This window comes from Stenotrophomonas geniculata (assembly GCF_034508895.1).
GTDB lineage: Bacteria > Pseudomonadota > Gammaproteobacteria > Xanthomonadales > Xanthomonadaceae > Stenotrophomonas > Stenotrophomonas geniculata.
The window spans coordinates 4,110,703-4,129,214 of the sequence record NZ_CP140571.1 but is presented as its reverse complement, the minus strand read 5'-3'; the positions used below and the strand labels follow the sequence as shown (position 1 = coordinate 4,129,214).

Below are 18,512 nucleotides of genomic sequence, written 5' to 3'. Positions count from 1 at the left end.
AGGGTCGCCCTTCATGACGAGGCCGCGAAGATCGACGCAATACCTGCAAGCGATCCCACGGCCACCCATGAGAGCGTGGCGAATGCAGTCAGCAGTACCTTCCGGTGGACGGCCTGCGCTTCGTTCTGGGCCTCCGACCGTCGCGCATAGGGCCTGGAGAAACCCAGCAGTTCGCCGGTGACAGTCAACACCCCCATCAGGATCAGTGCGGTCACGCAGAAGCCGAACATGGAGCCTATGAAGGCCAAATGGCGGGTGTCGCCGATAGCCTGCTGAGTCCCGGCCAGGGCTTCCACAAGTTGCCCCGTCCACCGGGCGGGCAGCCAAGCCAGGGCTGCGACAATGCCGAAGTGACTGGCCACGTTGATCCAGAACCAGGATGTGGTCTTCATGACGTCAGCGTTTCCGGTGTTGGCCAGTGGCGGGCATCGTGACGCCTGCGCCAGCCCCGCGCAACGCTGCATGGGGAAGCCAGCCAGCGGCCGGCACTACCAGGTCAATCAGCCTGCGGTTTCCAGCCCCTTGCCTGCCGCATCCATCCGCAACGAGGCCAGGTACCGGCAGTACTTGCCGACGAACATGAGCGGTCCCTGGTGAAGGTGGCGAGGGGCCCTCGCCTTGGCGCTCACTATTCGCTTCCGCCCCAATGGCGACCAGTGACACCTGTCAGTCTTCGTGGATTACGCCGCGCGCACCGCGAACACGCTGCCGGTACTGCTCGATCCACTCCAGCGAGGGCGCAACACCGCCGAACGGGAACAGGTGCGGACTGACCTGGCCATGCGCGCTGGTCAACTCCTTCACCAGGCGATCGACGAAAACCTCCGGCCCCGCCGTTCCGAGCAGGCGGCCGATCGAGATGCCATACCGGGCGAGCATCGATGCACTGGCGCCTACGCCGCACATCGCCGCATAACGCAGCAAGCGGGTGATGCTGGCCGGGCCCGGCACACCGACCAGCACCGGAACGGTGATGCCACGCGTGCGCAGTGCATCCAGCCAGGTCAGCACGGTATCGGCATCGAACGCGAACTGGGTGACGATCAAGGGGGCCATGCCGCGTGCTTCGATGCGCTGGCATTTGTGTTGAAGCGCCTGCCAGCGTTCGTCACTGCTCATTACCGGGTGGCCTTCCGGATGCCCGCCGATGGCGGCGACCTTGATACCGTGTCGCTCCAGAAGACCGGTCTCGATGATCGACGCGCTGTCTGCAAATGGTCCGATGGGCGTGGCCAGGTCACCCGCGATCAGCAGGCAACGCGCGACCCCGGCTTCGCCGGCGGCACGTTCCAGGAAGCGCTCAAGCGCTGCGTGTGACCCGATACGCCGGGCGGAGAGATGCGGCATCGGCTCGAAGCCGAGCTCGCGCACCGCGCATGCGGCGGCCAGGCGTGCGTCGTCGTCCTCGCTGGCCAGCCAGGGAATGGAGATGATTGTGCCGCGCGGTATGCGAGCCGCCTCGGCGCGCAGCGCAGGCATGGCTTTCGCGCTGACTTCCAGTGAAAAGGCGTTGATGAAGGCGTCCGCCCGCAGTGACATGCCTGCCGACATCAACGCGCCCCGCCCACATTGCCGGCAAGCGGCGAGCTGTTACGGGCCAGCTCGATGAAGGCCTGGAGGTAGTCGATACCGGTATCGGCCTCGCGCGCGCCCAGGTAGATCTGCTTGGGGATGCCTTTGGCACCCAGGCGGACGGGCACGACGTCCATGCGCGCAGCGTACTCCTCCACCAGCCAGCGCGGCATGGCGGCCACGCCGCGGCCGCTGGCCACCATCTGCATCATGATGTCGGTGGTTTCAATGGCCTTGTGGCGCCGCGGCGTGATGCCGGCCGGCAGCAGGAACTGGTTGTAGATGTCCAGGCGCTCGAACGGCACCGGGTAGCTGATCAGCACTTCCTGGCCGAGCTGGCGCGGCTTTACGTAGTCCACCTTGGCCAGGGCGTGGTTGCTGGCCACCACCAGCACCTGCTCGTAGTCGAACACGGGAATGAACTTCAGGCCTGGCTTCAGCAATGGGTCGGGGGTGACCAGCAGGTCGATCTCATAGCCGAACAGCGCGCCGATGCCGCCGAACTGGAACTTCTGCTTGACGTCCACATCCACGTCCGGCCATGCCGCCAGGTACGGCGAGACGATCTTCAACAGCCACTGATAGCAGGGATGGCACTCCATGCCGATGCGCAGCGCGCCGCGCTCGCCCTGTGCGAACTGGCCCAGCCGCTCCTCGGCCAGGTCCAGCTGCGGCAGCACGCGGTTGGCGACTGCCAGCAGGTATTGCCCGGCCTGGGTCAGCCGCAGGCTGCGGCCTTCGCGCAGCCACACATCCGTGCCGAGCTGCTGCTCCAGCTTTTTCATGCTGTGGCTCAGGGCTGACTGGGTCAGGTTGAGCACGCCGGCCGCGGCGGTGAGCGAGCCCTGCTGCTCAACCTGCTGCACGATGCTGAGGTGGATCCGTTCCAGCATGACGATGAATCTCGCTCATGGATTGGTGAAGTAATACCATTTTACGTCATGGAAGGCACTGACTAGGATCGGGTCATGCTTTCACCTGCCCACCCCCTTCGAATCGTCGCCGTCTCCGGCGGATTGCAACGCCCTTCTAGGGCCGCCACGCTGACCGAGCATCTGCTGGACCTGATCGGCGAGGACATCCATTGCGAGCAACACCTGATCGAACTGGGCGAGCTGGCGCCGCAGCTGGCCGGCGCACTGTGGCGCTCACAGTTGCCCGACGCTGTGGAGCGGCAGCTGGTTGCTGTTGAACAGGCCGACGTACTGGTGGTGGCAACGCCGGTCTACCGCGGTTCGTACACGGGGCTGTTCAAGCACTTCTTCGACTTCATCCACCAGGACGCACTGGTCGACACCCCCATCCTGCTTGCCGCCACCGGTGGCAGCGAGCGCCACTCGCTGGTGATCGACCATCAGCTGCGCCCGCTCTTCAGCTTCTTCCAGGCGCGCACCCTGCCATTGGGTGTCTACGCCACCGATCGCGATTTCGCCGACGGCCGCGTGCACAGCGACGCCCTGATCGAGCGGGCGCGACTGGCGGTACGGCGGGCCATGCCGCTGCTGGCGCTGCCCCGCCATCGTGCCACCGCCCTTGAGACCGCCGCAGCGCTTTGAATGCCGGATGCCCTCGCCCGCATCCGGATGCCACCCCGCAACACGGAACGCCGCCCATGACGACCGACACCTTCACCTTCAGCATCACGCGCATCCCCTTCAACGAGGACTACCAGCCCGCCGATGGCACGCGCATCACCACCAATTTCGCCAACCTGGCCCGCGGTGCGTCCCGGCAGGAGAACCTGCGCAACACGATCAGCATGATCAACAACCGCTTCAACGATCTGGCGCACTGGGACAACCCGAGCGCGGATCGCTATGCGGTCGAGCTGGACATCATCTCGGTGGAGATGCACATCGACGGCAGCGATGGCCGTGATCCGTTCCCGTTGATCGAGGTCCTGCGCCCAACCATTGTCGACACGCAGACCGGTGCGCGCACCGAGGGTATCGTCGGCAACAATTTCTCGTCCTACGTGCGCGACTACGATTTCAGCGTGGTGCTGCCGGCCAGCAACGAGGGCAAGGCCACCTTCGGCATTCCGGAAGGCTTTGGCGACCTGCATGGCAAGCTGTTCAAGCACTTCCTGGAGTCTGACGCCTACCGTGCCAACTTCAGCAAGGGGCCGGTGATCTGCATCAGCGTATCCAGCAGCAAGACCTACCACCGCACCGAGAACCACCATCCGATCCTGGGCGTGGAATACCGCCAGGGCGAGTTCTCTCCCACTGACCAGTATTTCGACAAGATGGGCCTGCAGGTGCGCTACTTCATGCCACCGGGCAGCGTGGCGCCGCTTGCCTTCTACTTCCAGGGCGACCTGCTGGGGGATTACTCGAATCTGGAACTGATCGGCACCATCAGCACGATGGAAGCGTTCCAGAAGATCTACCGCCCGGAGATCTACAACGCCAACTCTGTGGCCGGCAAGGTCTACCAGCCCAGCCTGAAGCACCAGGACTATTCGTCCACCCGCATCGTCTACGACCGCGAAGAGCGCAGCCAGCTGGCGGTCAAGCAGGGCAAGTTCACCGAAGAACACTTCATCAAGCCGTATCGCGCCGTGCTTGAGCAGTGGGCTGCCCGCTGATCCATCGATTTTCCATTCGCCCCCAGGAAACAAGACGCAATGTCGACGAAGAAACTGCTCCCTACCTCCACCGCCGGCAGCCTGCCCAAGCCGTCCTGGCTGGCAGAACCCGAAAAGCTCTGGTCGCCCTGGAAGCTGCAGGACGAAGGCCTGACTGAAGGCAAGCAGGATGCCCTGCGCCTGTCCCTGCAGGAACAGCAGTATGCCGGCATCGATATCGTCAGCGACGGCGAGCAGACCCGGCAGCACTTCGTCACCACCTTCATCGAACACCTCAGCGGCGTTGATTTCGAGAAGCGCGAGACCGTGCGCATCCGCAACCGCTACGATGCCAGCGTGCCGACCGTGGTCGGCGCAGTGAGCCGTCCGAAGCCGGTGTTCGTGGAGGATGCGAAGTTCCTGCGCCGGCAGACCACGCAGCCGATCAAGTGGGCACTGCCTGGCCCGATGACGATGATCGACACGCTGTACGACGCGCACTACAAGAGCCGTGAGAAGCTGGCCTGGGAATTCGCGAAGATCCTCAACGAGGAAGCAAAGGAGCTGGAAGCCGCTGGCGTGGACATCATCCAGTTCGACGAGCCGGCCTTCAACGTGTTCTTCGACGAAGTGAACGACTGGGGCGTAGCCGCGTTGGAGCGTGCGATCGAAGGACTGAAGTGCGAGACCGCCGTGCACATCTGCTACGGCTACGGCATCAAGGCCAACACCGACTGGAAGCAGACGCTGGGGTCGGAATGGCGGCAGTATGAAGAGTCGTTCCCCAAGCTGCAGACCTCCAACCTCGACATCATCTCGCTGGAATGCCACAACTCGCACGTACCGATCGACCTGATCGAGCTGGTGCGTGGCAAGAAAGTGATGGTCGGCGCCATCGACGTGGCGTCCAGCACGGTGGAGACCGCCGATGAAGTAGCCAACACCCTGCGCAAGGCCCTGCAGTTCGTGGATGCCGACAAGCTTTACCCGAGCACCAACTGCGGCATGGCGCCGCTGGCCCGTGAAGTGGCACGGGGCAAGCTGCGTGCGCTCAGCGAAGGGGCCCGGATCGTGCGTGAGGAGCTTTCGGTGTAGCCCTGGCTGGAGATGTGTTCCCGTTTCGGCGCGAGGAGGATGGAATCTGGCCGGGTACAGACCAGGCTCCACCTCGTCCCTGCACCTCGGGCCTGGCGGCCATCATGCGCGGCCGTGGTGCCAGCGCTTCCTTGATCCGCCCCATCTCCCCTGCCCCGGCTTCAGCCAGGCGCCGGGCCTGCTGCCGCTGCTCCCGCGTCAGCACCTGCGAGGGCACGGCGCCCGCGCCGGGCGCAACAGCCACCAACCGCGCCACCGCATCGCGCAGAGGCAACTGCGGGCAGAGCCGTGCAGCACACCAGCGCTCGGCGTAGCGCTTGGCCTGACGGGTGCTGGTGGCGGACACGACCTTGGCCTGTGACATCTTGCGTGCGTCCAGGTACAGGCGGAACCCGAGCGCGGCATGCGGCACGATACGGGCCACCGAACGGCCGTTCCACCACAGATCCCAGCGCTCGCCGCTCTGCACCCACCCGGATGGCCGGGAGGCGGTCACGCACGCAGGAAATTTGAACGAAGAGGCCATGGCGGGAAGGATACGAACAACCGTCGCATGACTTGAGACCGGGCGAACACCTGCGCGGAAGGCTGCCCGGATGCACCATTAACGTGACACATCACGCTCGATGATGCTTTCGATCCAGTTGAGGTAGCGGGACACGCGGACGTTGTAAACCACCTGGCCATAGAAGCCCGCCTCTAGCGCATGCTCGGGAACGGCGGTGATCCAGGAGCCGAGGCCCACCAGCTGCCAGGTCCCTTCCTTACTGATCAGCAGCGGGCCGCCGCTGTCGCCGTTGCCGAGCACGCCCTCAAGGGGAAGGCCCTGCGGAGGTGGATCGAACCGGTACCAGAGATAGCGCGTGTTGCCGCCGGTGATCGCGTTGCAGGCTCGCCGCAGCGTCGTACGATGCGGCCCGCCGGGCGCCAGCCCCACGGCACCGTTGCCGGTGGCGCCTTTCCCTATCAGGGAGGCGACCTGCGTGACCTCGTCGGCGCCACGGTAGAGTGCGACCGGCGGCACACCGCTCACCGGGGCGGCAAGTCTGATCAGTGCAATGTCGTCCGACGCTGCCAGAAACGCATGGATTTTCGATGCGCTCCCGGTTGCCATCGCTTCCTTGCCCAGCGCCTCGGGCATCCTCCGGTAGCCGGGGTGCAGGAAGACACGCTCGACGCCGTAGCCCTTCCCATCGATGGTGATCGTGGCATCCATCCCCTCCATCGGCGCGGCATGCGCGGCAGTCAGCACCCACTGCGGTGCGATCAGGACGCCGTGCCCCTCGCCCGGCATGTCTGCCAGTGCCGGGAACACCGATGCGTCGATCCGGTAGCTGGCATCGTCAACATCATCGCGGATGACCACGGCACCGGCGGCGAACGGGAGCGTGGCCAATGCCAGGAAAATCCAGCGGTTCATGATTGCTTTCATCCTTGCAGTTCAATCACAACAGCCTAGGGGATATCCCTGCAATACGGGGAGATCGTGCGACCACTCCCGGCGATGGCCGACGAACCCGGGGAAACGGGAGTTGAAGCCAGGTGGGCCATGCCCTACCTGCGGCCCCGATAGGGTTCGCAGCCCACGCCGTCATTGTCACGATCGAGGTGCGGGCCATACCCCGGATCACCACGCCGTACCGGCGCAACCCCGGCGGCGCGGGCCTCCGCGCAGTTGGCAAATGCCCGGGAACCGCGCGCGGGGGCAGGGGCGAAACTGCTGCGCGGAGTGTCGACGTATCGAGGGGCGGCTGGAGCGCCTCGATGGCAGTGATACTCACCCGTTTTCCGGTTGGTGTGGCAACCCTGCTTGTCGAGCCCGCCCGGATGCGCGAGCGCATTGGCGGACAGTGCCAGTGCGAGCATGCCGGATGCAGCCAATACGATGGAATCTCGGCGCCGGGTATCCATGCCTTCCCCCTGTCAGGCAATCCTGCCAAAGGGAAGGCTAGCATGGTGTCTCGACCGCCAGGCTTGACGCTGCAGCGGCGACCACTCAGCGCTGGTAGTCCTTCAGGAACAGCCAGGTGATCAGCGTGGCATCCGGCCCCTTCGGGTCGGTGAATGGCAGGCCCGACTGGCTGCCGCTCCAGGCATGCCCCATGCCCTTCACCACATAGTGCTGGACCAGCGTCCTGCCGCCGTACGCGTAGGTGTCGACGGTATACGCGCGGCCGCCCGGCACCTGGCCGTGATAGGTGCTGGTCGGCACGTACTTCACCGAATCGTTGTCCATGCCGTCGTCGGCCAGGTCATTGGTCTGCAGGAACTGGCGCACGGCCTGCTGCCCGTTCACCGGGTTGACGGTGAGGTCGGCGCTGCCATGGAACACCAGCACCGGCAGCGGTCGCGGCGACGGCGAACCCGAACACTGCCATGCCAGGCGACCGTTGCTGTCCGGCGAGTAGATGCTGCCGGCCAACAGTGCGTAGGCGCTGCCGGAAATCGTGGTCGCACCCTTGAACATGCCACCGGAATGGATGGCACCTGCGGCGAACACGTCCGAATAGCAGCCCAGCATGATCGAGGTCATCGCGCCGCCCGCCGAAATGCCGGTGACGTACACGCGATGCGGATCAACGCTGTAAGCCGCCTTCACCTTTTCCACGATGCCGGCCAGGAGCGAGGGCTCGCCACTGTCGCGTGCCTGGTTGATCGGCAGCTGCCAGTTCCAGCAGCGGGCCGGATTGGAGGTGACGTTCTGCCGCGGGTAGACCACGATGAAGCCTTCGGTGTCGGCCACATCGTTGAAGCCCGAGGCCTCGCCCATCAGGTTCGGCCCGGTCACGCAGCCGTGCAGCACCAGCAGCAGAGGCAGCGGTTGTGTGTCGTCGTAGCCGGCGGGCACCCACACCTGGTATTCGCGGGCGCCGAACAGATTGCCGTACAGGCCAATGTCCCAATGCCCGGCCGGGCCTGCGGCAACGGCGCTGCCCGCCATCGCCAGCCAACTGCACAGTATCAGCAGTACAACCTTGATCGAATCGATTCCGGATTTCATGGCCAGATCCTCATGCGTGAGTCGTGGATGAAGGGGTACCGGGATGCGCTTCCGGCTGGGGGCGCGCCCAGTATCCGCATCCGGCGGCCGCTGCCGACTGGACCTAGGTCCACTCGCCGCTGCCCGATGACACCGCTAGCCTTGGCTGCAGGGGTGGCAATGGGCCATCTGCAAGCACCTGCCTGGGGGAGGACCGAATGAAACGGAATTGTTTGAGTCTCATGATCGGCGCGCTGCTGGCCTCCGGGCCGGTACTGGCACAGGAAGCGCCCCAGGCCACGCCGACGGTGGGCAGGACTGCATCACCCACCAACCTGGACAGCATCAAGGTCACCGCACGCAAGCGCGAGGAAACCCTGCAGGAGGTGCCGGTTGCCGTCACTGCGTTTACCTCCGAGGCGCTGGACAAGATGAATGTCCAGGACATCAGCGACCTGGATGCGCAGGTGCCCAACCTGACCATCTACGCTGCCCGCGGCGCCAGCAGCACGGTCACCGCCTACATCCGTGGCATCGGCCAGTCCGATCCCACCTGGGGCGCCGATCCGGGCGTGGGCATCTACCTGGACGACGTCTATATCGCGCGTCCGCAGGGTGCGCTGCTGGATGTGTTCGATGTCTCGCGCATCGAGGTGCTGCGCGGCCCGCAGGGCACGCTGTATGGCAAGAACACCATCGGCGGCGCGATCAAGTACATCTCGCGCGGCCTGCCCACCCAGACCGAGGGCTTCGCCCAGATCACCGTGGGCAACTACAGCCAGCTGGATGCGAAGGCGGCCATCGGTGGCCCGATCGGCGGTGCCGACAGCGGCCTGCGCGCCCGTGTGGCGGTGGCCAGCATGAACCACGACGGGTTTGGCGAGAACACCTTCAACGGCCAGCCGGTCAGCGACAAGCAGATCAACGCGGCACGCCTGAACCTGGGCGCGTATGCGGGCGATGACTTCGACGTGCAGTTCGCACTGGACTGGATCGACGATCAGTCCGGCATGCGCGGCTCGAAGATGCTGGCGCCCAATCCGTTCCTGCGCGCCTACCCGCCGATGGACAGCCGCTATGACATCCGATCGGGCATGCGCAACCTCAACAACGTGGAGAGCAAGGGCGCCTCGGCCACGGTGAACTGGCGGCCGAACGAAGACATCGCACTGAAGTACGTGATCGCCAAGCGTGAATCGGACAGCGAGGCCAACATCGACTTCGATACCGCGCCGGTCAAGCTCGCCGACGTGGGTGGCACCTACCACGACGACCAGGTCAGCAACGAAGTGCAGGTGAACTACGATGCCGGCGGCCGGATGCGCGGCGTGGTCGGCCTGTACCAGTTCAGCGGCGAAGCTGGCGGGCAGATCCAGAACAACTACTTCAGTGCGCAGTTCGCCGACAACCAGGGCAAGGTGCTGACCGACAGCATCGCGCTGTACGCGGACTGGACCTTCGACCTGACCAGCAGACTGAAGCTCGATGTCGGCGCCCGCTACACCGACGAGGACAAGCGCGCGATCGTGCTGAACCGCCTCTACGCCGACCCGGGCTTCAGCCGGCCGGTGGCGGTGACCGCCGATTTCGACAAGAAGACCAACTTCAAGAACGTCTCGCCCAAGGTCTCGCTGGACTACCAGATCACCCCGGACATCATGGTCTATGGCCTGGCGACGCGTGGCTTCAAGTCCGGTGGCTACAACATCCGTGCCAACGCGGTGGCGGTACCGCGCTCGGCGGAGCCGTTCGATGACGAGACCGTGGACAGCTACGAAGTCGGCAGCAAGATGGCCTTCCTCGACCAGCGCCTGTTCCTGAACCTGTCGGCGTTCTACAACAAGTACAAGGACATCCAGCTGTCGGTGTTCACCGGCCTGGATACCAACGGCGATGGCATCGACGATTCCTTCTTCGGCGACTTCACCAACGCCGGCGCCGGTACCGTCAAAGGCCTGGAAGTCGAGTATCAGTACCTGCCCAGCCAGCACTGGCTGATTTCCGGCAACCTGGCATGGCTGGATACCAAGTACGACGAGTACATGGACCGCGGCATCAACGTGGCCAGGCAGATGAAGTTCACCAATGCCCCGGAATTCTCTGGTGCGTTCAACGTGGAATACCGCACCGACCTGGCCAACGGCAGCAACCTGTCGGCACGGGTGAGCTACAGTTACCAGAGCGAAGTGTGGCCGACCACCGACCTCAGCCCGGTGATCCGACAGCAGGGTTACGGGCTGGTCAATGCCGGCGTCATCTGGCGCTTGGATGACGCGTGGACCTTCTCGCTGCAGGGCACCAACCTGGCCGACAAGGAATACCGCACCACCGGCTACAACATCCCGGCGGTCGGCACGCTGATTGGCTTCTATGGCCCACCACGCGAATATAGCCTCAGCGTCCGTTACGATTTCTAGCGCATCCGTTACGATCTTCAGGAAGCTTCTGCATGACGCAGTCTTACGACGACCTGTACTGGAACAGCAATGATGGATTGCGCCTGCATGCGCGCGACCATGCACCCGATGCGGGGCAGGCAGCGCGTGGCACAGTGGTCTGCATTCCAGGACTGACCCGCAATGGTGCCGACTTCGATGCGCTTGCCAATGTACTCACCGCCGAGGGCTGGCGCGTGATCGCGGTCGACCTGCGTGGTCGTGCAGGCTCGGAACGCGCATATGACCCGTCCAGCTACAACCCGCGTGCCTATGCGGATGACATGGTTGCGTTGCTGCGCTCGCAGAACATCGACAAGGCGGTGTTCATCGGCACCTCGCTGGGCGTGCTGGTGACCATCACCCTCGCCTCGCGCGCGCCCGGGCGGATTTCCGGGGCGGTGCTCAACGATGCCGGCCCCAAGGTGCCACGCGAGGCGCTGGCACGGATCGGCAAGTACGCCGGCAAGCCGGTCCCGCCGATGGACCTGGTGCAGGCCACGGCCTACGTGGAATCCATCGGCAAGGCTGCGTTCCCGCGCTTCAGCACCGACGACTGGCGGCAGATGGCGGTGCGCACCTTCCGCCCGCGCAGCGATGGCCTGCTGGAACTGGACTACGACCCGGCAGTGATCCGTACTACCCGGCCATGGTTGCTGTGGCTGTTGCGTCCGCTGCTGTGGCGTGCGGTCCGCGGGCTGACCGCACGGGTGCCGGTGCTGGTGGTACGCGGTGCGCTGTCCGACATTCTGCCGGCCGATGTCGCGCGGCAGATGGCGGCCACCTCGGAAAGTGCCCGCCTGGTGGAGGTGCCCGATGTGGGGCACGCGCCGATGCTGTCCGAGCCAGAGGCGCGTGACGCGATCCTGACCTTGCTGGAGCGTGTGGCGTGAGTGCGGACAGCGACCTGCCTCCCGCCCTGCTGGCGTTGCAGCAGTGGGCCGCCAGTGAGCGGCTGAGTGGCGTGACCCGCGTGGACCAGGCGCGCATCGATGCTTTTGCCGACGCCACCGGTGACCACAACTGGATCCATGTCGATCCAGCGCGGGCGCAGGCGCAGATGCCGGGTGGGCATACCATCGCACATGGCTTCCTGTTGCTCTCGCTGACGGTGGAGGACGATGTGGCCGCCCTCGCCGGCTTCCCCGGCATCGCCCATGCGCTCAACTACGGCTTGAACAAGGTCCGCTTCCTGGCGCCGGTGCCGAGCGGGTCCGAGGTGCGGGTACGCTCGCAGCTGGTGTCACTGGATGCGCGCCAGCCCGGCCAGTGGCTGCTGACCCAGCGCAAGGCCGTCGAGCGGGTCGCCGATGGCGAGCTGGCACTGGTCGCTGAGCAGCTGTCACTGATCGTGATCGCCGCCTAGCACCACCCTGCCCGCTTCTCTCCCTACACTGGAGCGATGTTGACGCCCTCCATCGTCCTCTTCGCCTGCATTGCATGGACCGCACTGCTGTTTGGCGTGGCGCTGTGGGGCGAGCGCCGCGGGCACCGGCTTTCGAAGGCCTGGCCGCTCATCTATGCACTGTCGCTGGCCGTGCACTGCACCGCGTGGACCTACTACGGTGCGGCCTCGCAGGGGCTGCAATGGGGTTTCCCCATTCCACCGACCCTGGCCGGCATGGCGCTGATCTTCGCGTTGGGCCTGCCGTTCCTGCTCCGCCTCGGGCGGCTGGCCAAGCAGCACAACAGTGCCACCATCGCCGATCTGGTCGTTGCACGACTGCGTGCCGATCGCGGCCTCGGCTTCACTATCACCCTGGTGGCGCTGTTCGGCATCATTCCCTACATCGCACTGCAGCTGAAAGCCGTCAGCCAGGGGCTGGGTGCCCTGCTGGGTGATCGGTTCGCGCCTGCCGGTGCGCAGCTGGACATGTCGTTCTGGTTCGCGCTGACGATGGCCGCGTTCACCCTGCTGTTCGGTGCACGCAAGGCCTCGGCTACCGAGCCCAACCGCGGCATCGTGGTCGCGCTGGGCCTGGAATCGGTGCTGAAACTGGTCGCACTGCTGGCCATTGGCCTGTATGCGGCGCTGTCCGTGCACAAAGCCGGCACGCCGCTGCTGGAGAAGATGGCGCAGCTGCCGCCACCGGCCATCGTGCCGGACTATCTCACCATGGTCGCGCTGGGGGCGATCTCCGCGTTCACCCTGCCTCACCAGTTCCACGTCGGCGTGGTCGAGCTTCGCCAGACCTCGGACCTGAAGACGGCACGCTGGATGTTCCCGGCCTACCTGCTGCTGATCGGTCTGCCGTCGGTGCCGATGGCATTGGCCGGTGCCGCGCAGCTGCCGGCCTCGGTATCACCGGACCTGTACGTGCTGGCGCTGCCGCAGGCCGGTGGCCATCATCTGCTGGCGCTGCTGGCCTATCTGGGCAGCCTTAGCGCGGCCACGGGCATGATGATCCTGTCCGGGCTGACCCTGTCGATCATGCTTGGCAACCACGGATTCGGTTCGCGCCTGCTCGGCGGCATCGAGGGTCGCGTGGCCAACGCCGATCTGCGCCCGCGCGTGCTGGCGTTCCGCCGTGCCGGCATCCTCGCCGTGTTCCTGATGTCGTGGCTGTACAGCCGCGCGATGAGCGACACCGAGGCACTCAGCGATTTCGGCCTGATGTCCTTCACCGCCCTCTCGCAGCTGGCACCGGCTGTGCTGCTGGCGGTGTATCGCCCACGTACGCCCTCCGCGGCCATCATGGCCGGCATTGTGCTGGGCTCGTTGGCCTGGCTGTGGCTGGTACTGCTGCCGATGGTGATCCCGGCCGCGACGCCGTCGGTCGGCGCTGACGGGCTGCATTGGTTGTCGGTGGTCTCGCTGCGCGTGCAGCCGGGGCATATCGCCATCAGCATGGGGGCCAGCCTGGCGGTCAACCTGCTGGCCGTGGCCCTGGTGTCGCGCGCCGTGCGTCCGTCCTTGCCGCGGAGGCGGGATGCGGTGGCTGCGGCGTCCCTGCGCAGGACCGCCGGACGCTTCCTTGGCCAGGAGCGTGCGCGCCAGCTGCTGGAGGGCTACGCCGGGCAGATGCTGGATGACGACCGGGTCACCGCCGTCGAGCGTGAGCTGACGGCCGTGGTCGGCGCAGGCATGGCACGGCTGTTGGTCGAAGCCGCACGCGAGGGCGGCGCCGCGCCGCTGGACGCGGTGACCCGCGCCGTCGGCGAGGCCACCCAGGTGCTGCGCTTCAACCAGCGCCTGCTGGAAGCTGCGCTGGAGAACATGAGCCAGGGCATCAGCGTGGTCGATGCACAGCTGCAGCTGGTGGCCTGGAACAGCCGCTACGCCGCGCTGTTCAAGTTTCCGCCGGAGCTGCTGCAGGTCGGGCAGCCGGTGGTCAACCTCACGGCATGGGCACTGGGACAGCTGAAGATCGGCGACGGCCCTGGCGACACGCCGACCAAGGCATTGCAGCGCCGCGTCGCGCATATGCGCCGTGGCACGCCACACCTGTCCGAACGGATCTTCCCCGATGACACCATCGTCGAGATCCGCGGCAACCCGATGCCGGGCGGTGGCTATGTAGCCACCTTCACCGATGTCACGGCGTTCCGCCGCGCGGAAGATGCGCTCAAGCGCAGTAATGAGAATCTGGAACGCCGGGTACAGGACCGCACCGCGCGGCTGCAGCAGGCGGTACAGGAGGCCGAGCGCGCGAACGCGGCAAAAACGCGCTTCCTGACGGCGGTCGGCCATGATCTCATCCAGCCCCTGCATGCGGCCCAGTTGCTGACCGAGGCGATGTCGCAGCACATCGAGTCCGAGTTCCTCGACAGTTTCCTGCGGCAGATCCGCGGCGCATTGGATTCCACTGATGACCTGCTGTCCGGCCTGCTGGATATCTCGCGACTGGAAGCCGGTGGGCTGGTGGCCGATCCGCGCCCCTTCGCGCTGTCGACCGTGCTGGATCCGCTTGCGCAGGAGTTCGCGGTGCTGGCGGCGGCGCGTGGCCTGCAGTTCCGCCACGTGCGGAGCCAGGCCTGGGTCCATAGCGACCCACTGCTACTGCGCCGGGTGCTGCAGAACTTCCTGGCCAACGCCATTCGTTATACCCGCCATGGCGGTGTCTTGCTGGGTGTGCGCCGCCAGGGGCAGGCACTGATGATCGGCGTGCATGACACCGGCCCCGGCATTGCTCCGGAGCAGCAGGCGGTGGTGTTCGAGGAGTTCCACCGGATCGATCGCAGCAACGGGCAAGGACTGGGCCTGGGCTTGACCATCGCGCACCGCATCGCCGACCTGCTGCATGCACCCTTGCACCTGCGCAGCGTACCCGGGCATGGCTCGGCCTTCTCGATCAGCGTGCAACGCGCAGCACCCCCTGTGACCCCGCGCAGTCCACCACCGACGGGCGGCAGCAGCGCCCTGAAGGGAATTCGTGTACTGGTGGTGGACAACGACCCGGACGCACTGGAGGCGATGCGGCAGCTGCTGCATTCCTGGGGTTGCGATGTGATCGCGGCAGGCAACGTCGATGACATCGGACCCTCAGCGCACGAGGCGGCGCTGTGGCTGTTCGACTATCACCTGGATGATGGCGATACCGGTGTTGCGCTGTGGAAGCGGCTGGTGGGCATGCATGGGCCGCGGCCGACGGTGATCCTCAGTGCCGATACCGGCAGCGATACGCGCGAGGCGGTGCGCGGCGTTGGGCTGTCCCTGCTCAACAAGCCGTTCAAGCCGTTGGCGCTGCGCTGGGCGATCAACCACCTGCTGGCGACCACTGCCACGCCCTGACCCATCAGGGCTCGGGAAGCTCTTCGATCTGCCGGGACGGATCGGCCAATCCCATTTCGTGCAGCACGCGGATGGCCTGCGCGCGGTTGCGCACGCCCAGCCGCTCCATGATGCGTGTCATGTGTGCCTTGACCGTGCGCAGCTGTACGCCCAGCCGGTCGGCGATCTGCTTGTTGAGCAGGCCCTCGGCCACCAGCCCCAGCACCTTGTACTGATGTGCCGACAGGCTGGCCAGGCGTGCGGCCAGGTCGGCATCCCTGCTGAACGGTGCCACCCGCGCCACCGGCTCGCGCAGCAACGCTGGAATCCAGCGCTCACCCTCCAGCACGGACTGCAGCGCGGACTGCAGTTCGTTCAAGCCCGAGCTCTTGGGCAGGTAGCCTGCGGCGCCGAGGTCGATGGCACGCCGGATGACCTGCGGCTCCTCGTTGGCGGAGACGATGATGATCGCCAGGCCCGGCTGCAGGGCACGGATCGTGGCCAATCCGGCCAGCCCGTGGTTGCCGGGCATGTGCAGGTCAAGCAGCATCAGGTCGATCGACTGGTTCTCGATCACCTCCAGCACGCCGTCCAGCGAATCAGCCTCGCTGATCTGCAGATCGGCGACCGCCTCTTCCGCCGCGCGATGCAGTGCCGCACGGAACAAGGGGTGATCATCGGCGATGAGCAGGGTTGGCATGTCCTGGCGAGATTATCAAATCGGCTGCGCGCGGGAACAGGTACCTAGGTACGCTGGTACAGCAGGAAGGGCTTGCTAGTGTGGGGCGGAGAAGGCCGGCGACCGCAACGCCGTCCACGAGGAAATGCCATGTCATCCGCCCCCACTCCCGATGCCCATGCCTATCCACTGCTGATCAAGCAGCTGCTGCTGATGCCGCTGGCGGTGAGCCCTGGACAGGAAATCGTCTACGGCGACCAGGTACGGTTCGATTACCGCACCCTGCACGCGCGCATCGGCCAGCTGGCAGGCCTGCTGACCTCGCTGGGAGTCGGCCACGGCGACACGGTGGCGGTGATGGACTGGGACAGCAACCGCTACCTGGAGGCCTACTTCGCGGTGCCGATGATCGGTGCGGTGCTGATGATGGTGAACGTGCGCCTGGCCCCCGAGCAGATCGCGTACACGCTGAACCACAGCGGCGCGCGGGCGATCCTGGCCAACCGCGAGTTCCTGCCGCTGCTGGACGCCATCGACGAGCAGCTGCCGGACCTGCGCACCCGCATTCTGCTGGACGATGCTGATGGCCCGCTGCCGCCAGGCTTCGCCACCGAGTATGAAGCGGGCCTGCGTGATGCCACGCCGGTCGTCCGCTTCCCGGACTTCGACGAGAATGCCCGTGCCACGGTGTTCTACACCACCGGAACCACCGGGTTGCCCAAAGGGGTCTATTTCAGCCATCGGCAGCTGGTGCTGCATTCGCTGGCGGCGATGGCCGCGCTCGGCGGCGCCCCCCGCCAGGGCCGCCTGCACCGTGACGACGTCTACATGCCCATGACCCCGATGTTCCATGTGCACGCGTGGGGCCTGCCCTACGTGGCTACCGCGATGGGCATCAGGCAGGTCTATCCAGGGCGCTACCTGCCTGCGAAGCTGCTGGCGTTGATCGCGCGCGAAAAGGTGACCTTCTCGCACTGTGTGCCAACCATCCTGCACATGCTGCTGGAGCATCCGGACGCGGCGCAGACCGACCTGGAGGGCTGGAAGGTGATCATCGGCGGTGCGGCCCTGCCCCGTGCTCTGGCGCAGCGTGCACTGGCACGGGGCATCGACATCTTCGGCGGCTATGGCATGTCCGAGACCTGCCCTCTGCTCACCATCGCCCAGATCGACGTGGACAGCATGACCGATGCCGACGAGGTACTGTCACTGCGCACCAAGGCCGGCACTCCGGTGCCGCTGGTGGACCTGCGCATTGTCGACCCGGACATGGGCGATGTCGTCCACGATGGCGTGGCCACCGGCGAAGTGGTGGCGCGTGCACCCTGGCTGACCCAGGGTTACCTGCACGATCCGGACGCTTCGGCAGCGCTGTGGGCGGGCGGCTACCTGCACACCGGCGACATCGGCAACATCGATGAAGGTGGCTACCTGCGCGTCACCGATCGCATCAAGGACGTGATCAAGACCGGTGGCGAATGGATCTCCTCGCTCGCGCTGGAAGACATCATCGCACTGCACCCGGCGGTCAGCGAGGTCGCGGTGATCGGTATCGCCGATGCGAAATGGGGCGAACGGCCGCTGCCACTGGTGGTCAGGCAGCCCGGCCGTGATGTGTCAGAGGCGGAGATCATCGAACTGGTCGCAGCGCGCAGCCGTTCCGGAGACATCTCACGCTATGCGATTCCGGAGCGTGTCAGCTTCGTGGATGCGATCGAGCGGACCAGCGTGGGCAAGATCAACAAGAAAAAACTGCGCGGGCTGCATGATCCGGGCGCTGGCACCGGCGGGCGCTGACGCCCTCTGCCGGCACGGCTCAACCGCGCGATACCCTGCCCTGCAGCAACTGGACCCAGGCCTGGAATCCCTCCAGGAAGCGCTGCAGGCGCTTGCGCGTCGCCGCGTCGAAATCGTCCGCATCGTTGTCGTAGGCTGCCGCAGCTTCGGCCACGTAGAGCTGTGGCGAGGCCATGGTCAATGCCCCCATGGCGGTCAGTGTATGGCGCAGCTGCGACTGTGCCAGTTTGGTGCCCCAGTGACCCGGCGTGGCGCCGATGATCGCCACCGGCTTGGCCGAAAGGACCGTGCGGTATTCGGCATCGTCGCGGGACAGCCAATCGAGCGTGTTCTTGAGTACGCCGGGCAGGGACTGGCTGTACTCCGGCGTGGCGATCAGCACGCCGTCAGCGGCTGCAATGGCCGCGCGCAGGCGCTTGACCCCGGCAGGACCGGCCGGGTCGGCGGCTTCCAGGTCTTCGTCGAACAGCGGAATATCGGCAATGGTGTCATGCACGGTCAGCAGCAGGCCCGCAGGCGCGGCGCCTGCTGCAGCCCTGACCAGGCGCCGGTTGTAACTGTTGCTGCGCAGGCTGCCGGCAAACGCCAGGATGTTCAGCGGTGGAGGGTTGTCGGACATGCGGGATTCCTGGAATGAGTCGGTGCGGGGTCACGGGCCAGGCATCGACAGCGCG

Annotated in this window: 17 protein-coding genes; 8 read left to right on the top strand and 9 right to left on the bottom strand. The window is 65.8% G+C overall.

Annotation, left to right across the window (positions count from 1 at the left end; genetic code table 11):
* Window positions 1–11: 11 nt before the first annotated feature.
* The 3 genes from RI032_RS19005 to RI032_RS18995 all read right to left on the bottom strand — a co-directional run bounded on the left by RI032_RS19005 (window position 12) and on the right by RI032_RS18995 (window position 2,465).
* Window positions 12–392 (bottom strand): hypothetical protein, encoded by a 381-nt coding sequence (locus tag RI032_RS19005; RefSeq protein ID WP_322547532.1) that lies wholly within the window; start codon window positions 390–392, stop codon window positions 12–14.
* 274 nt (window positions 393–666) lie between these two features.
* Window positions 667–1,551, bottom strand: a complete 885-nt coding sequence (locus RI032_RS19000; protein WP_322547531.1) for a methylenetetrahydrofolate reductase — start codon at window positions 1,549–1,551, stop codon at window positions 667–669.
* The gene (locus RI032_RS18995; RefSeq protein WP_010485658.1) at window positions 1,551–2,465 is read right to left on the bottom strand and encodes a LysR family transcriptional regulator; all 915 of its coding nucleotides are present in this window, start codon (window positions 2,463–2,465) and stop codon (window positions 1,551–1,553) included. The genes RI032_RS19000 and RI032_RS18995 overlap by 1 nt, the downstream gene beginning before the upstream one ends.
* Window positions 2,466–2,540: 75 nt before the next feature.
* Here RI032_RS18995 and msuE point away from each other — a divergent pair, with 75 nt between their 5' ends.
* The 3 genes from msuE to RI032_RS18980 are packed head-to-tail and all read left to right on the top strand — an operon-like array spanning window position 2,541 to window position 5,236.
* Window positions 2,541–3,128, top strand: coding sequence for an FMN reductase (msuE, locus tag RI032_RS18990; RefSeq protein WP_322547530.1), 588 nt, complete (start codon window positions 2,541–2,543; stop codon window positions 3,126–3,128).
* 56 nt (window positions 3,129–3,184) lie between these two features.
* Window positions 3,185–4,162, top strand: a complete 978-nt coding sequence (locus RI032_RS18985; protein ID WP_109814153.1) for a DUF1852 domain-containing protein — start codon at window positions 3,185–3,187, stop codon at window positions 4,160–4,162.
* 39 nt (window positions 4,163–4,201) lie between these two features.
* Entirely contained in the window at window positions 4,202–5,236 is a 1,035-nt protein-coding gene (locus tag RI032_RS18980) for a methionine synthase (protein ID WP_322547529.1), read from the top strand.
* Here RI032_RS18980 and RI032_RS18975 read toward each other — a convergent pair.
* The 4 genes from RI032_RS18975 to RI032_RS18960 form a co-directional block, all read right to left on the bottom strand.
* The gene (locus RI032_RS18975) at window positions 5,193–5,762 is read right to left on the bottom strand and encodes a hypothetical protein (protein ID WP_312717562.1); all 570 of its coding nucleotides are present in this window, start codon (window positions 5,760–5,762) and stop codon (window positions 5,193–5,195) included. The genes RI032_RS18980 and RI032_RS18975 overlap by 44 nt on opposite strands.
* A gap of 78 nt (window positions 5,763–5,840) precedes the next feature.
* The gene (locus RI032_RS18970; protein ID WP_322547528.1) at window positions 5,841–6,656 is read right to left on the bottom strand and encodes a S1 family peptidase; all 816 of its coding nucleotides are present in this window, start codon (window positions 6,654–6,656) and stop codon (window positions 5,841–5,843) included.
* A 134-nt stretch (window positions 6,657–6,790) separates the two neighbouring features.
* The gene (locus RI032_RS18965) at window positions 6,791–7,102 is read right to left on the bottom strand and encodes an excalibur calcium-binding domain-containing protein (protein ID WP_010485648.1); all 312 of its coding nucleotides are present in this window, start codon (window positions 7,100–7,102) and stop codon (window positions 6,791–6,793) included.
* A gap of 130 nt (window positions 7,103–7,232) precedes the next feature.
* Entirely contained in the window at window positions 7,233–8,237 is a 1,005-nt protein-coding gene (locus RI032_RS18960) for an extracellular catalytic domain type 1 short-chain-length polyhydroxyalkanoate depolymerase (protein WP_322547527.1), read from the bottom strand.
* A gap of 221 nt (window positions 8,238–8,458) precedes the next feature.
* Here RI032_RS18960 and RI032_RS18955 point away from each other — a divergent pair, with 221 nt between their 5' ends.
* The 4 genes from RI032_RS18955 to RI032_RS18940 are packed head-to-tail and all read left to right on the top strand — an operon-like array spanning window position 8,459 to window position 15,383.
* Window positions 8,459–10,633, top strand: coding sequence for a TonB-dependent receptor (locus tag RI032_RS18955; RefSeq protein WP_049448094.1), 2,175 nt, complete (start codon window positions 8,459–8,461; stop codon window positions 10,631–10,633).
* 32 nt (window positions 10,634–10,665) lie between these two features.
* Window positions 10,666–11,544 carry an alpha/beta fold hydrolase gene (locus RI032_RS18950; RefSeq protein ID WP_049409687.1) on the top strand — a complete coding sequence of 293 codons (879 nt, stop codon included), beginning with the start codon at window positions 10,666–10,668 and terminating at the stop codon, window positions 11,542–11,544.
* A complete protein-coding gene (locus RI032_RS18945) occupies window positions 11,541–12,017 on the top strand; it encodes a MaoC/PaaZ C-terminal domain-containing protein (RefSeq protein WP_049481160.1) in 477 nt (158 codons plus the stop codon). The genes RI032_RS18950 and RI032_RS18945 overlap by 4 nt, the downstream gene beginning before the upstream one ends.
* 36 nt (window positions 12,018–12,053) lie before the next feature.
* Window positions 12,054–15,383 (top strand): hybrid sensor histidine kinase/response regulator, encoded by a 3,330-nt coding sequence (locus tag RI032_RS18940; protein WP_322547526.1) that lies wholly within the window; start codon window positions 12,054–12,056, stop codon window positions 15,381–15,383.
* 4 nt (window positions 15,384–15,387) lie between these two features.
* On the opposite strand, the gene RI032_RS18935 is transcribed toward RI032_RS18940, so the two are convergent.
* On the bottom strand, window positions 15,388–16,062 hold the full coding sequence (locus tag RI032_RS18935) for a response regulator transcription factor (protein WP_010485636.1): 675 nt from the start codon (window positions 16,060–16,062) through the stop codon (window positions 15,388–15,390).
* Between the two features lie 129 nt (window positions 16,063–16,191).
* Between RI032_RS18935 and RI032_RS18930 the strand changes: the two genes are divergently transcribed.
* A complete protein-coding gene (locus RI032_RS18930) occupies window positions 16,192–17,838 on the top strand; it encodes a fatty acid--CoA ligase (protein WP_322547525.1) in 1,647 nt (548 codons plus the stop codon).
* A gap of 19 nt (window positions 17,839–17,857) precedes the next feature.
* Here RI032_RS18930 and RI032_RS18925 read toward each other — a convergent pair whose 3' ends face one another.
* Complete coding sequence (locus tag RI032_RS18925; RefSeq protein ID WP_019337738.1) at window positions 17,858–18,457, bottom strand: NADPH-dependent FMN reductase; 600 nt, start codon at window positions 18,455–18,457, stop codon at window positions 17,858–17,860.
* Window positions 18,458–18,512 lie beyond the last annotated feature (55 nt).